This window comes from Bacillus proteolyticus, assembly GCF_001884065.1.
In the GTDB taxonomy this organism is placed as follows: domain Bacteria; phylum Bacillota; class Bacilli; order Bacillales; family Bacillaceae_G; genus Bacillus_A; species Bacillus_A proteolyticus.
The window spans coordinates 119,675-133,765 of sequence record NZ_MACH01000092.1 but is presented as its reverse complement, the minus strand read 5'-3'; the positions used below and the strand labels follow the sequence as shown (position 1 = coordinate 133,765).

Annotated in this window: 14 protein-coding genes and 1 pseudogene; 5 read left to right on the top strand and 10 right to left on the bottom strand. The window is 32.6% G+C overall.

The genetic code is table 11. From position 1 onward, the window contains the following. Window positions 1-194 precede the first annotated feature (194 nt). Entirely contained in the window at window positions 195-1,499 is a 1,305-nt protein-coding gene (gene secY / locus BAQ49_RS15175) for a preprotein translocase subunit SecY (protein WP_071746004.1), read from the top strand. 426 nt (window positions 1,500-1,925) lie between these two features. Here secY and BAQ49_RS15165 read toward each other — a convergent pair whose 3' ends face one another. Then, window positions 1,926-2,843 carry a DMT family transporter gene (locus BAQ49_RS15165; protein WP_071746003.1) on the bottom strand — a complete coding sequence of 306 codons (918 nt, stop codon included), beginning with the start codon at window positions 2,841-2,843 and terminating at the stop codon, window positions 1,926-1,928. A 148-nt stretch (window positions 2,844-2,991) separates the two neighbouring features. On the opposite strand from BAQ49_RS15165, the gene pdxR reads away from it, so the two are divergent. Next, window positions 2,992-4,431, top strand: coding sequence for a MocR-like pyridoxine biosynthesis transcription factor PdxR (gene pdxR / locus BAQ49_RS15160; protein WP_071746002.1), 1,440 nt, complete (start codon window positions 2,992-2,994; stop codon window positions 4,429-4,431). 340 nt (window positions 4,432-4,771) lie between these two features. Here pdxR and BAQ49_RS15155 read toward each other — a convergent pair whose 3' ends face one another. Both BAQ49_RS15155 and BAQ49_RS15150 read right to left on the bottom strand, forming a co-directional pair. Then, entirely contained in the window at window positions 4,772-5,194 is a 423-nt protein-coding gene (locus tag BAQ49_RS15155) for a DUF3995 domain-containing protein (RefSeq protein ID WP_002147682.1), read from the bottom strand. Window positions 5,195-5,352: 158 nt separating this feature from the next. Continuing rightward, on the bottom strand, window positions 5,353-5,886 hold the full coding sequence (locus tag BAQ49_RS15150) for a TetR/AcrR family transcriptional regulator (RefSeq protein ID WP_071746001.1): 534 nt from the start codon (window positions 5,884-5,886) through the stop codon (window positions 5,353-5,355). 406 nt (window positions 5,887-6,292) lie between these two features. Between BAQ49_RS15150 and BAQ49_RS15145 the strand changes: the two genes are divergently transcribed. Continuing rightward, window positions 6,293-7,798, top strand: a complete 1,506-nt coding sequence (locus BAQ49_RS15145) for a multicopper oxidase family protein (protein WP_071746000.1) — start codon at window positions 6,293-6,295, stop codon at window positions 7,796-7,798. Between the two features lie 101 nt (window positions 7,799-7,899). On the opposite strand, the gene BAQ49_RS15140 is transcribed toward BAQ49_RS15145, so the two are convergent. The 3 genes and pseudogenes from BAQ49_RS15140 to BAQ49_RS15130 form a co-directional block, all read right to left on the bottom strand. Beyond that, a complete protein-coding gene (locus BAQ49_RS15140) occupies window positions 7,900-8,397 on the bottom strand; it encodes a DUF421 domain-containing protein (protein ID WP_071745999.1) in 498 nt (165 codons plus the stop codon). 53 nt (window positions 8,398-8,450) lie between these two features. Continuing rightward, window positions 8,451-8,582, bottom strand: a pseudogene (locus BAQ49_RS32315) (NAD-dependent epimerase/dehydratase family protein); the annotation flags it as partial. Window positions 8,583-8,732: 150 nt separating this feature from the next. After that, window positions 8,733-9,659, bottom strand: a complete 927-nt coding sequence (locus BAQ49_RS15130) for a zinc-binding dehydrogenase (protein ID WP_071745997.1) — start codon at window positions 9,657-9,659, stop codon at window positions 8,733-8,735. A 110-nt stretch (window positions 9,660-9,769) separates the two neighbouring features. Here BAQ49_RS15130 and BAQ49_RS15125 point away from each other — a divergent pair, with 110 nt between their 5' ends. Continuing rightward, on the top strand, window positions 9,770-10,012 hold the full coding sequence (locus BAQ49_RS15125; protein ID WP_071745996.1) for a hypothetical protein: 243 nt from the start codon (window positions 9,770-9,772) through the stop codon (window positions 10,010-10,012). Window positions 10,013-10,048: 36 nt separating this feature from the next. On the opposite strand, the gene BAQ49_RS15120 is transcribed toward BAQ49_RS15125, so the two are convergent. The 4 genes from BAQ49_RS15120 to BAQ49_RS15105 form a co-directional block, all read right to left on the bottom strand. Beyond that, entirely contained in the window at window positions 10,049-10,252 is a 204-nt protein-coding gene (locus tag BAQ49_RS15120) for a hypothetical protein (RefSeq protein WP_071745995.1), read from the bottom strand. A 139-nt stretch (window positions 10,253-10,391) separates the two neighbouring features. Further along, the gene (locus BAQ49_RS15115) at window positions 10,392-11,270 is read right to left on the bottom strand and encodes an SDR family oxidoreductase (RefSeq protein ID WP_071745994.1); all 879 of its coding nucleotides are present in this window, start codon (window positions 11,268-11,270) and stop codon (window positions 10,392-10,394) included. Next, window positions 11,251-11,628: a serine/threonine protein kinase gene (locus BAQ49_RS15110; RefSeq protein WP_071745993.1), complete on the bottom strand. Its 378-nt coding sequence runs from the start codon at window positions 11,626-11,628 to the stop codon at window positions 11,251-11,253. The genes BAQ49_RS15115 and BAQ49_RS15110 overlap by 20 nt, the downstream gene beginning before the upstream one ends. A 20-nt stretch (window positions 11,629-11,648) precedes the next feature. After that, on the bottom strand, window positions 11,649-13,019 hold the full coding sequence (locus tag BAQ49_RS15105) for an aminotransferase-like domain-containing protein (protein WP_071745992.1): 1,371 nt from the start codon (window positions 13,017-13,019) through the stop codon (window positions 11,649-11,651). Window positions 13,020-13,144: 125 nt separating this feature from the next. On the opposite strand from BAQ49_RS15105, the gene BAQ49_RS15100 reads away from it, so the two are divergent. Beyond that, window positions 13,145-14,083: a DMT family transporter gene (locus BAQ49_RS15100; RefSeq protein ID WP_071745991.1), complete on the top strand. Its 939-nt coding sequence runs from the start codon at window positions 13,145-13,147 to the stop codon at window positions 14,081-14,083. The last annotated feature ends 8 nt before the right edge of the window (window positions 14,084-14,091 follow it).

The following is a 14,091-nucleotide window of genomic DNA, read 5'->3' as shown; positions in this document are numbered from 1 at the left end:
TATTATGGGTATTGAATGATTACGAAAAGTTAATAAATCGCTTGTATAACACCTTATATTTTTATATCCGTGAAAACTACAAAATGTATAAAATTCCATTTGTCAAATGAATTTAATGCGGAAGGAGGTTTGTGGTTACTTCATCGGGATATAATAATCAGTTTTGAACTGATAAAAATATAGGAGGCGACATAATGTTTCGTACGATTTCAAATTTCATGAGAGTAGCTGAGATAAGAAATAAAATTCTTTTTACACTAGCGATGTTAATTGTTTTTCGAATTGGCACGTTTATTCCAGTTCCTCATACTAACGCAGAGGTATTAAAAGTACAAGATCAAGCCAACGTTTTAGGCATGCTGAACGTATTTGGTGGAGGAGCACTGCAACACTTCTCAATCTTTGCTGTAGGTATTACACCATATATTACAGCTTCTATCATTGTACAATTACTACAAATGGACGTTGTACCTAAATTTACAGAATGGGCAAAGCAAGGAGAAATGGGCCGCAAAAAATCAGCTCAATTTACTCGATACTTTACAATCATTCTCGCATTCATACAAGCTATTGGGATGTCTTATGGCTTTAATAATATAGCAGGCGGACAATTAATAACGGATCCAAGCTGGACTACATACTTATTTATTGCGACAGTATTAACTGCTGGTACTGCATTTTTACTTTGGTTAGGTGAACAAATTACTGCTAACGGCGTTGGTAATGGAATCTCAATGATTATCTTCGCAGGACTTGTTGCGGCGATTCCAAATGTCGCTAATCAAATTTATTTACAACAATTCCAAAACGCAGGCGATCAGTTATTTATGCACATTATAAAAATGGTCTTAATTGGACTTGTTATTTTAGCGATTGTTGTTGGTGTTATTTACATCCAACAAGCAGTTCGAAAAATACCGATTCAATATGCAAAAGCTGTTTCAGGGAACAATCAATATCAAGGAGCAAAAAATACTCATTTACCTCTTAAAGTAAATAGTGCAGGTGTAATTCCTGTTATCTTTGCTTCTGCCTTCTTAATGACACCGCGTACAATTGCGCAGCTCTTCCCTGATTCAAGCGTATCTAAATGGATAATTGCCAATCTTGATTTTGCACATCCATTTGGAATGACACTTTATGTTGGTCTTATCGTTGCTTTCACATATTTCTATGCATTCGTTCAAGTAAATCCTGAACAAATGGCTGATAACTTAAAAAAGCAAAACGGATACGTTCCTGGTATTCGCCCAGGTAAATCCACTGAACAATATGTAACAAAAATTTTATATCGCTTAACATTTATCGGTGCCATTTTCCTAGGCGCAATTTCAATATTACCGCTCGTATTCACCAAAATCGCTACATTACCACCTTCTGCTCAAATCGGTGGTACAAGCTTACTAATCATTGTAGGTGTAGCATTAGAAACAATGAAGACGCTTGAAAGTCAACTTGTGAAGCGTCATTATAAAGGCTTTATAAAGAAAGTGAACTAATAAAAAAACACTAGATCTTAAAGATCTAGTGTTTTTTTATTCTATCTGTATCTTTACTACTAAAAAGCAGTTCCTTATTCTCACCTTCAATACATCTCTTAGCTGTTATAAAGAATCTCATCATGAGTTTATCAATAGTTAGATAATCTGGTACAAAATCTTTTAATGTAATTAATTTGTGACTAACAACTCTATTACCATCTTTTATCCCAAAGATTTTCACTTCTAAGTATTCTATTAAACATTGATACTTATCACTTTTTATATTGAATAAGAAGCTAGATAACATTATAGAGAGGGCTTGCGCGTTGAATTATTATACATTTTAAAATGCCTACGATTCCGTATCATGTTTTTCTTTCAGAATAAAAAAACAGAGAGCTATTCATTTAGCTCTCTGTTTTAAAATGCTCCGATAATTTTTATTTATATCTCTTTCTTCAATAACTTCCCTTGCTTAAAATAATTTCCAAGTGTAGTACGATTTGCTAAAAATACACCAATCAAGATTAAACAAGCACCAATTCCCATTGTAGGATTTAATGGTTCTCCTAATACAAAATAACCTACAATAACAGCGATTAACGGAGATACATATAACCACGTTGATGGAAATACAGGATTTGTTTTTGATAAAAGCCAGTAATATAAACCGTGTCCACCGATAGACCCTACAAATATGAGGTATAAAATTGGCCATTGTACATTCCAAGATGTTAAGATCGTTAGATTAGGCTGTTCCATTACGATAGATACAATTAACAACAAAACTCCTCCATAAAACATTTGAATGCCGTTAATGAGAAATGGAGATACGTTAGGTAAATCTGAAAGTATCTCTTTAGAACGAATAGAACCTATTCCATAAAACAACTCTCCTACTAATATAACAAGGCAAGCGATACTCCATATTAATGTAAGTTCTTGATGCATTCCAGGTAAAGAAATGCAAAAAACACCAAGAAGTGCTATAACTAAAGCGACAAGTTGTTCTTTTTGCAATTTTGTTTTATTTCTCTTTGATTGCAATAGCAAGATCATCATTGGACCCGTAGCAGATAGAACTGCAGCTAATCCAGAAGAAATATATTGTTCAGCCCAGTAAAGGGTCGCGAATGTCATAAATGTTAAACAAAAACCAGCATATATAATACGTTTCGATATTAAGTAAGGCATAATATCCTTTCGCTTTAATTTAAAAATAATAATGAGAATAAGACCTGCCAAAAAGAAACGAATTCCAGCTGAAAATAATGGTGGTGCGCCCGCTTCTATTCCAATTTTTATCGTTAAAAATGTCGTTCCAAAAATAATACATACTAAAATATAATTTAAAATGACCATTTTGCTTCCTCCTTTTTACTCTTGAAACGAGTATAGAGGAAATGGTGTATAACAGTGTATCAACGCATATAACAGTTGAATAAAAATATAGTTGATTGCCAGAATATTTTTCGCTTTAATTAATTTAAAAAGAAAAACAGGTGATTCTATGAAGATAGTACTGCGTAAAGAATCCAACATACCATATTACCAACAAATATATATGCAAATCGTTGAGAGAATTCAAAGCGGGATGCTTTCACATGGCGATTACCTCCCTTCCTTACGTTCTATGGCTAATGATTTACAAATTAGTTTATTAACTGTTCGTAAAGCTTATAAGCAGTTAGAAACGAAAGAATATATACGCATTGAGCAAGGAAAAGGTGCCTATATACATAAACGTGTGAATAAAGATTTCAAACCAATTCCGTATCAATGGCAACAAACGAAATCCATTAATGTTATGCGTTCTCAATATGTAATGAACCAACACCGTAAATATTTCGATTTTTCACAGGCGGTCCTTTATCCACGTTTATTACCAAATCCGTTTCTTTCAGATGAAATGCATAAATTACTTAATAAAGATCAAATGATACTAGCAACTTACGGACCTGTTCAAGGTGATAAAGAACTTAGAGTGGAAATAACAAACTACTTAAAAGAATACCAACAATTAGTTACTGATCCATCTCAATTATTGATTACAAGTGGTGCCCAGCAAGGAATCGATTTAATCGCCCAAACATTATTAAAGCCGGGAGACATAGTGTTAGTAGAAAGTCCGTGTTATGGAGCGGCGCTTGATGTATTTGTTAATAAAGGAGTTCAAATCATCCCTGTTAGTCTTGATAACCACGGCATTCGCTCAGATTTAATCGATGATATTTGTCAAAGAAAGAATCCTGTTTTGTTATATGTGAATCCTACTTTTCAGAATCCAACCGGCACAGTAATGAGCAAAGAAAGAAGAATGGAACTTGTAGAACTATCAGAGCTTTATCAATTTTTCATTTTAGAGGATGATTCTTTCGGAGAGATATATTTTGAGGATTTTAAAATTCCCCCTCCAATAAAAAGCTTTGATACAAATGGTCATGTTATATATTTAAAAGGATTTAGTAAAACGTTAGCACCAGGTCTTCGCATCGCGGCGCTTGCAGCTGAGGGTCCTATTTTTGAATGGTTATATGCCGTGAAAGCTTCGATGGATATAGGTAGTCCCTTATTGACACAAAAAGCACTACTTCCTTTTTTACGAGCGGAACGAATGAAAAATCATTTAGAAAAATTACGTACTGCTTTACAAATTAGACGCGATTTAACAATTGATATATTATCTCTATTAAAAGAATTAGAATTTGAAATACCTAATGGAGGATTTAACTTATGGGTTACACTCCCTCAATCAATCGATCCTTTTACATTATTACAAAAAGCGAATAAAGTAGATGTTTCTTTTTTACCCGGCACAGCTTGTCTGTTAAGCCATGAAACTCAATATAATCATTTACGAATTAGTTATTCAATGTTAAATGAAAAAGATATGTTGATTGGATTAGAAAGATTACATGATACAATTGCCAAGTTTAAATCAATGATTTAAACTCCAAAACAACAACTAACCTCTTATTCACACAATAAAAAACCAACACTTTAAAATTTTATTAAAAGTCAAGATATAAGCTGAACCCATTATTAATAGTGCATTCTTATCTAATGTCATACATTATATGTATAAAAATTAAAAGGATAGAAGAGCTTGAATAAATTCACCCTATCTATCCTCTTTTTAACCACTAATGACTAATCATAGCGGACTTCGCTGTCAACAGAACCCGTATTTCTCTATTACTATGCTCAAACTTCTTTTTATTACTACTTGTTCAATGAGAGGTGTTTTCTTCCTGTATAAAATTTATTTTATAGGGAATTCATTATACATATTAAAACAACAACATGATATAGACAAAGCCAAAGAATAAACATAATGGACTATAGAACCAAGTGTCGTATCTAGCAAACTGAGAATGTTTGATTTTTTTGAAAAATCCAACAAATTTAAAATCACCAATTGCCCTAATAATGAAAACTAAAGCACAGACAATACTTCCGATTTTAGATAAACTATTTGCTTGGAACCCTTGCAAATAACCTACTTGAACAACAATAATGACACTAGCTAGTAGAATAAGAATGGCTATAAATAATGTTCCCCATATTCTCGGAGTAAAAGCGGGCTTATGTTCTCCTTCTTTTACTGGGATAACAGCGGCAGAACCCCATCGACCTCCAAAAGCCCAATAAATATGCAAAAAACTGATAAAACACAGAAGCACTACAGCTACTAATGTTAATAGTAATTTCATTTATTCGCCCCCAATGTCGTAACTTCAAAAATAACATACACTACCGTATGTTACAGTGAAAATTTTGTCCCTTCAGGTTTTATAACCATATTAGGGACATTTATTATCGAATAATCAATTATGCCTCAGCATAATTGCGTCCGGAAGCTTTACTTCTTTCAGTCGATGTTTGGACACCCGCTGAAAGAAGTTAAAAGCTCAACCATTTTATCAATATCAAAATTAGGATTTGCTTCAAACCTTGTCATCCATCCTACATACGTTAAATAGGCAAGTCTCGCTCGATCAATTGATTCAGTTTCGTCTATGCCCATTTTTTGATACAATTTTGCAACACAAGAAATTCTTTGTTCTTCTATATCTACTAAACGTGTTGCCACAACAGGATCATATTTAGCCCAAGCATAAATACCATTCTCAATTTTTTTATCTCGATTAAAACTAATCTGTAATAGCTGTTCTAAAGAGGCATCCTGTTGCTCCATACTTTGAACAATCAGCTTTGTTGCATGTACTTCCCAAAAGTCAAGCATAGAATTTAAAAGCTCTTGATGGTCACGAAAATAATGATAGAAGCTTCCTTTGCTTATTTTTAATAATCGAGCAAGTACTTCAATGCGAACTTTATGTATTCCTTCATTAGCTAATTGTTGTAATCCTACTTTTATCCAGTCTTCCCTCGTTAATTGCATATCATCTCTCCAATAAAATACGGTAGCGTATGTTTTACGTTAGGTTACTATTATTCTCATTTTTTGTCAATTATTCATTCTGTTTATTTTTTGAAACTTTAATGTTAATCGCAATATTGATCGTTATCACCCTTGGTAAAATACAAGCACATACTAAATCAAATAGATTTTCTGTTATGTCCAGTAAAATATCTTCCTTTGTAAATTTTAAGAAAATCCGGATGGCCCACAGCCTAAAACCCCTGAAAAAGCAGTTAGACCACTAATTTTTTCTGTATATTATTTTAAGTCCTATTAGTTTCACATGTATAAGGGATATATCAATGATTTTCTTGGTCAAGTATACAAACAATATAACATTCACGTAATAGAATATATTATATTAAACGAAAGGAGATAGCGATATTTGGAATTAAAAAAATTTATTGATCCCCTTCCGATTCCCTCTGCAATAAAACCTATAGGAACATATAAAGGTAAGCCGTTTTATGATGTACGTATGATTGAAACGCTACACAAGTTTCACAGTGATTTACCAAAGACGAAAGTATGGGGTTATAATGGAATGGTACCTGGTCCAACGTTTGAGGTAAAAAAAGATCATCCTGTATATGTGAGATGGTCAAACGATTTACCTAAAAAACACTTCTTACCTGTTGATACAACCGTTCACGGGGCGCATGATAACCCAGAAGTACGAACTGTTGTACATTTACATGGAAGCCCAAGTGAACCAGATAGCGATGGTCATCCTGAAGCATGGTTTACGAAAAACTTTCAACAAACAGGACCTAGTTTCGTAAAAGAGATTTATCATTATACGAATCGAGAACGAGCAACTGCCCTTTGGTATCATGATCATGCACTTGGGATTACTCGTTTAAATGTATATGCGGGTCTTGCAGGACTTTACTTGATTCGTGATAAAGAAGAAAAATCACTACCCCTACCGAAAGGGAAATACGAGATACCACTTATCGTTCAAGATAAATCTTTTAATCCGGACGGTTCCCTATTTTATCCTGCTCAACCTGAAGATCCATCACCAGGTTTACCATACCCTTCTATTGTTTCTCTATTTTTAGGAAATACAATTGCAGTCAACGGGAAAGTATGGCCATTTTTAAAAGTAGAGCCCCGCAAATATAGATTTCGTTTATTAAACGCTTCTAATACTCGCACATACAAGTTCCAATTAAGTGACCTTAGCTCATTCTTTTTAATAGGAACTGATGGAGGCCTTCTTAAACGGCCGATTAAAGTACAAAGTTTAGATGTTTCACCAGCAGAGCGTATAGACATTATTATTGATTTTTCAAGGTTTGAAAGAAAAAAAGTAGTTTTACAAAATGGAATTGATTTAGATAATCCAACTGGTGAGATAATGGAGTTCCAAGTAACAAAACCATTATCCTGCCCAGATAAAAGTAAAATCCCGTGCATATTAAGTAACATTGACTTTATTCCATTAGAAAAAGTAAACGTAAAAAAAGTAAGACGATTAACATTAAATGACTCAGAGGATGAATTTGGGCGTCTCATGCTTTTACTAGATAATAAAGAATGGGCCGATCCCGTGACAGAAACACCTTTACTTAATTCTGTTGAAATATGGGAGTTAGTAAATTTGACCGTTGGGATTCATCCTATTCATATACATCTAGTAAATTTTCGAGTTCTTGATCGTCATGATTTGAATGGAAACTTGTTAGAGCCTCTCCCAGCTGATTTTGGTTTAAAAGATACCGTGCTAGTAGCAGGTGAACAAACCGTTCGAATCATAATGAAGTTTGAACCCTATTCTGGAGATTATGTATGGCATTGTCATCGTTTAGAGCATGAAGACCATGATATGATGAGACCGTTAAAAATAATACCTTCCAATCTTAATAGACACAAATTAAATTACTAGATACAGTAGATAGCACGAAAGTCCCTTCAGAATTACTGAAGGGACTTTTACATATTTGCGAAAAATACCTTTATGTACAGAAAGCGTTTTTCAGTCTACAACTATTTTTTAAGATTGTATTGCTCTAATAGCTTTTCTAACATTTCCAACGTAATCGGTTGGGCCGTGGTAGTTAGTTGGTATCCAATACGTCCGTTCGTTTCTACAGTTGCTTGTTGTAAATTCTTGATTTCATGTATACCTTTTTCTCTCAGATGCATAAATAATTGTTGTTCTGACATTTTTGCACGTAATAAATTCTTTTTTAAAATCTCTCCGTTTTCTACAACAATAATGCTAGTTCCATTTAGAAACTTTTCTATTTTTCGTGATTTCAATTCAAAAAAATGAATGATAAGTAAAACACTCGCAAAAATAAACGCAGCAAAAATAGATGGGACTACTTTCCTACTTAATACAGGTTCTACAATAATACGACCTATCGAAACAACAATAATAATTTCAGCACGAGTCATTTGGCTAACAGATTTACTCCCCGTCAATTTTAAAAAAATAATTCCAGTGAGGATTAAAATTATGCTTTCAAAAAGTATATTCATTACAATCCAATCCTTTAATTGTGAATGTTACTAGTATTCCCATTAAAGGACTTTTATAATATTTTAAACCCTTCAGACCATGAAGGATGTAAAGGTATCCATCCATACTCTATACGTACTTTATTATTTGAAGCACCCCTCTCCCAGCTATTCTTCCCCGTTTGAATCTTAGGATTAGGTGCCCCTCTTTTATTAACATTGGCAATAAAGTACGTCCTATTACACCCGTTGCACCTGCTACAAAAATTTTCATATGTGTTCCTCCTCATTTTGAATATCATAATTAAGACGAAACATATGTAAGCTAAGTGACAAATATTTGGTTAGTTTTTTCATTATTCATATGAAACGTATACTTTTAAAGGATTAATTATCCCTTGCCCCAATTCCTCAAAACATTGTATGAGTGCAGTATAATGTATTTCATGTTGAAAAACTTCTTCTATACATGGTGTTTGTTCTATTTTGCTAAAAAACCAATCTGCATGTTTTTGATAATCATATCCGTCACTTGACCCAATGATTTGCAATTCTTTCCGATAAAAGTCGGCGGTTAATGTTAGTTCTTCAATATTACCATCAGAAAGTATACATATTTCTCCATTACTATTAAGAGCTTTTTGCAATGTACGAAATCCACTATTTGTAGCTGAACATTCGAAACCGTAACTATATGTTTCTATTATTTTCTCTTCTGAATCATATATGTTTTTTGCACCAAATTTCTTTGCAAAGTCTCTTCTATTTCTATTAGGTTCAACAACATCCACATGATCCACACCTGCATAGTATTTTAAGAAATAACAAGCGAGTAAACCCATAACTCCCAATCCAGTTATAAGTACTTTTTTATTATTACTTGGATTTAGTTTTAATACTCCTTTAGCGGCATCACATGAAAGAATGGATAATAAGGCAATTTTAGGTTTTATATAACTGGGTACTCGAATAACTTTATGTCCCTTAACTATTCCTATCGTTTGATGACCATAAAAAGAAACTACTTTATCACCTACTTTTAAATGTGTTACTTTATTTCCAACTTGAATGACTTCACCATAACTTTCATATCCGGTTTCTCTCGGATATAAAGGATTAACATCTGAAATGTCCGATTCTTTATACTGCGGTAACTCTGCTCCAATACTAATTGCACCTGCGATTGTTTTAACGATAATTTCATCATCCTGTATAGACTTAATTTCACAAGTTTGCCAATTTAATTGTTTAGATCCTTCTAAAACTAACTTATATTGTTCCATTACTACCCTCCCACTTTACAAAAATATATTCTCACTAAACTTCAAACAATGTATAATAGATTCATCTGAAATTAAAGCTATAACGTTAGCTAGCACTCAACAGTGATCACATGATAATTGAATTTGATGGATATGAAATTAATGAGTATGTTATTGGAAGTAACTGTTCTATTGCTGATTTAAAGAAAAAGTATAAAAATATAAAACGCGATGATTTATCTTATAACGAAATTGTTGCCTTATTTTGCGTTAGAAATAACTATCAACTCATTTCAAAAGTTTATTTAAAAGATATTTTAAGTGATATTGTAATTGATTTAGACACAGACTATATTTATATTCCTAGAAGGTAAAAGAAACTACTTTATAATAGAGCGTTTCTATACGAATTATGATTTAGACAAAAATTTAATAATAGAAGTGAATGCCCAAGTATAAATCGTAAATAGAGTAATAATATACATCGTAAATTCAAAAATAGTCAGCTTTCTCTCACGTTTTATATTCTTTAAATATCTATAAAAGAAAAATGAGCATAAAAGCATTAGTAATAAAGACATTTGATATAAATTTTCTACTACAAGAACTGCCATACACTTCCCCCCATATAAAATATATAAACTATACTTAAAGGATACCATTTAACAGGAATTATTTACCAACATTTTTATAAAAATCTATAATTCTTAAATAAAAAAGAGCACTCCTACAAATGAGTGCTCTTAAAAAATATTAATCTTGATTTGAAACATTCTCTTCGAAGTATTTCCCCCAATCTGGTCGTCTTCCATCCATATCTGTAAATCCATACTCCCTTCCTAATTCCCATGAGCTTAGCGCTCTTCCCATTTTTTCATGAACATTTGGATCGCTTGCTAAAACTGCTACTGCTCTTCCAACAAAGAAAGGAGTTTCTGATGCAATAAAATGAGGATCTTGTTTTACTCCGTTTCGCCAATTCTCCTCTGTTACACCAAATATATCTAACATCGCTTCTGAACGAAGGAATCCTGGACTAACTGCAACTGCTGTTATATTGTGTTGTTCTAAATCTTTCGCCATTGCTTCTGCTAAATGAATTGTTGAGATTTTTGCTAAACTATAGTATAAATTTCCTCTGTATTGATAGTCGACACCATCTGTAATTTCAATTACAAGTCCCTTTTTATTATTTACCATTAAGGGTACACCGTAATGACTTGTCATTATATGAGAATGAACAGCTCTTTGTTGCATGAGTAGTCCGTTATGTAAGTTGTGTTCCCAGAAAGGTTTCTCCCATTCCGTTAAAGGATCGCCGCCCCAAACATCATTTACTAAAATATCAAGCTGTCCATTTTGTTCTTCTTGAACCTTTGTAAATAATGCTTTAATATCTTCTTCTATTGTATGGTCAACACGAACTACGATTCCGATTCCGCCATGCTTTGTAACAAGCTCTGCCGTTTCTTCAATCGTTTCAGTTCTTCCCATACAGGATAAATTCCCTTTAGTACTTCTTCCTGTTACATATACAGTTGCACCCGCTTCACCAAGCATCATCGCGATTCCTCTTCCAGCACCTCTTGTTGCTCCGGCCACAACTGCTACTTTACCTTGTAATGGTTTCATGTGATTCTCCTTCATTTTTATCACTAAGTTTAATTATTTTTGGTATATGCTCACTATCATATTTTTTCGTATAGATTTCTCCATCAGGAGTAACAAATTGTAACGTAATTTTACCACACACGCCATTGATAATTTCAAATTCACCTTGTAGATTTGAAATAGCACGCTCTTTACTTTTAATGGAATCTTCATAAATTTTCACATTAGATATAGGTTCGTTGTTATGATCCACTATAACACCTCTCGAATACATAGCAACTGCTATACATTTGTCACTTTCTTTATTATTTATAATAATTACAAGTGCTCCAATAACTATAGTAATACATACAAACAAGGCTATTATTTTTTGTTTCATAACAAACCTCCTTATACGTATTATTCTTTTTTAAATTGAAAATCTAGACGTCCCAATTGTTTTACTTCCTCAATTACTTTGCGAATACCTTCTTCAATCTTATCTTCCTTTACATTCGATACGTTTAACTTCAACAACCTTTCTTTATGAAAATCATTTAAATAATTTCTATCAATAGAATCAATACTTATTTGATTTTCACTTAATTTTTTTATAAGTATTTCCGTCACTATGTTTTTTTGCATTTCTAAACAAGTGTGTATTCCCAATGTATTTTGCTTATTATATGTAAACAAAGATGAGTTTTCATTTTGCATTTTTTCTAATATTTCTGCTAGTTTTATTGATCTATTGTAGTATGAATATTTAATTTTACTTTTATGGCGTTCAAACATTCCGCTCTTTATATAAATTTCTAAAGCAGCTTGAGAAATCATCGGACTATCAATATCTAATATCTTTTTATATTTATGGAAATCATTTGCGATGGATGGCGGAATGACTGCAACTCCAACTCGTAAACCTGGAAAAATAATCTTTGAGTAACTTTTCAAATATATAACATGGTTACAATTATCTTGACTGTAAAAAGGATCTGCTTTTGAATCAGTCTCTAAATCTGCTAAATAATCATCTTCCACTATAAATACATTATATTTCCTCGCAAGTTGAATAATCTTTTCTCTCTCTTTTTTAGAATACGACGTTCCCAGTGGATGGTGGAACCTTGGTATTGTATAAAAGAATTTAATTTTTTCTGTTCGGAATATCTTCTCTAGTTCATTTAAATCTATCCCTTCATGTGTACGCTTTATTCCGATCACAGGGATCTTATTTATTTCTACATATTCAATATATAAATGATAACTTGGCTGCTCAATTAGTATCGTTTCGTTTTCATTCGGAAATGGTATAGAAGTTAATATAGCAAGTGCTTGCTGCACACCTGACGTTATAAATATATTATCTTCCTTCGTGAAAACTTGATAGTTTGCTAATTGTTTTTGAACAACCGAAATTAAAGATGGTAATCCTTTCGGTGTTCCGTATATAAACAAATCATTTTTATATGTATCAATCGCTTTATTAATACAATGTTGAAAATCCAAGTATGGAAAAACATCGGGATCTGGTGCTGAAGAAGCGAAATCAATTATCTCGTTATTCTCTATGTAACTTCCAGATTTTTTAACAACGTAGTATCCACTTTGAGGTACAGAATAAATAATATGGCGTTTTTCTAATTCGTGAAGCGCCCGTATAATTGTCGCCTTATTACATTCGTATTGCGTAACAAGTGCACGTATAGACGGTAATTTCTTCCCTTCTTTTATCTCACCATTTTGAATCATACTTTCTAGATCGTTCAAAACATGTAAATACTTATACATCATTACACCTCCTATATTTTTTGTACCGGTACAGTTTGTATTTGTTCACATTGTAGCACTAGATCAGAAGGATTACTATGTACGTATACTGGCCAGTAAGAAATTAACTACTATGAGGTGAAATTATGAAAAATACAACAAAAGCATATATATCAGCATTACTCTATTCATTTATTATTGGATTTTCATTTATGTTTGTGAAACTAGCACTAACCATTACGGGTCCTCTTGATACTCTGGCTCACCGTTTTACAGTTGCCTTCATGGCAGCAACCATTCCGGTTATTTTCGGTTTTGTAAAGTTAAATATTTCATTCAAAAACATACTTGCACTTTTACCACTCGCAATATTTTATCCAGCGCTATTCTTTGCTTTCCAAGCATTTGGATTAGTATATACAAGTTCTTCTGAAGCTGGAATTATACAAGCAGCTATTCCTATATTTACAATGATACTCGCTTCCTATTTTTTAAAAGAGTATACGAATACATGGCAAAAAACATCTGTATTTATTTCTGTCGTCGGTGTCATATATATATTTATCATGAATGGTATAGGAGCTCATGAAACGAACTTCATCGGCGTTATTCTCATTTTATTATCGGCATTATCATCTGCTTGCTACAATGTATTAGCTCGAAAAATGACAAAGAAATTCAAGCTAATGGATTTAACATACACAATGACAGCAATCGGTTTTATTAGTTTTAATGTCATCGCGATCATTGACCATATGAACAAAGGTACAATAACTGTATACTTTAAGCCATTTACAAATGGAACATTCCTTATCTCCATTTTATATTTAGGATTACTATCTTCCTTACTGACAGCATTGTTATTAAACTATTCATTATCTTATATTGAAGCAGCAAAAATAAGTGTTTTTAGCAACTTATCTACACTTATTACCATTATCGCAGGTGTTGTATTCTTACACGAGCAAATTGCCCACTATCATATTGTCGGTACACTTATGATTGTTCTTGGAGTAATAGGTACAAATTTTCTAGGCAAAAAAGGAATTATAGCGAAAAAGAAGAATACCTCCTTGAGTAAATAAAAAGTGAG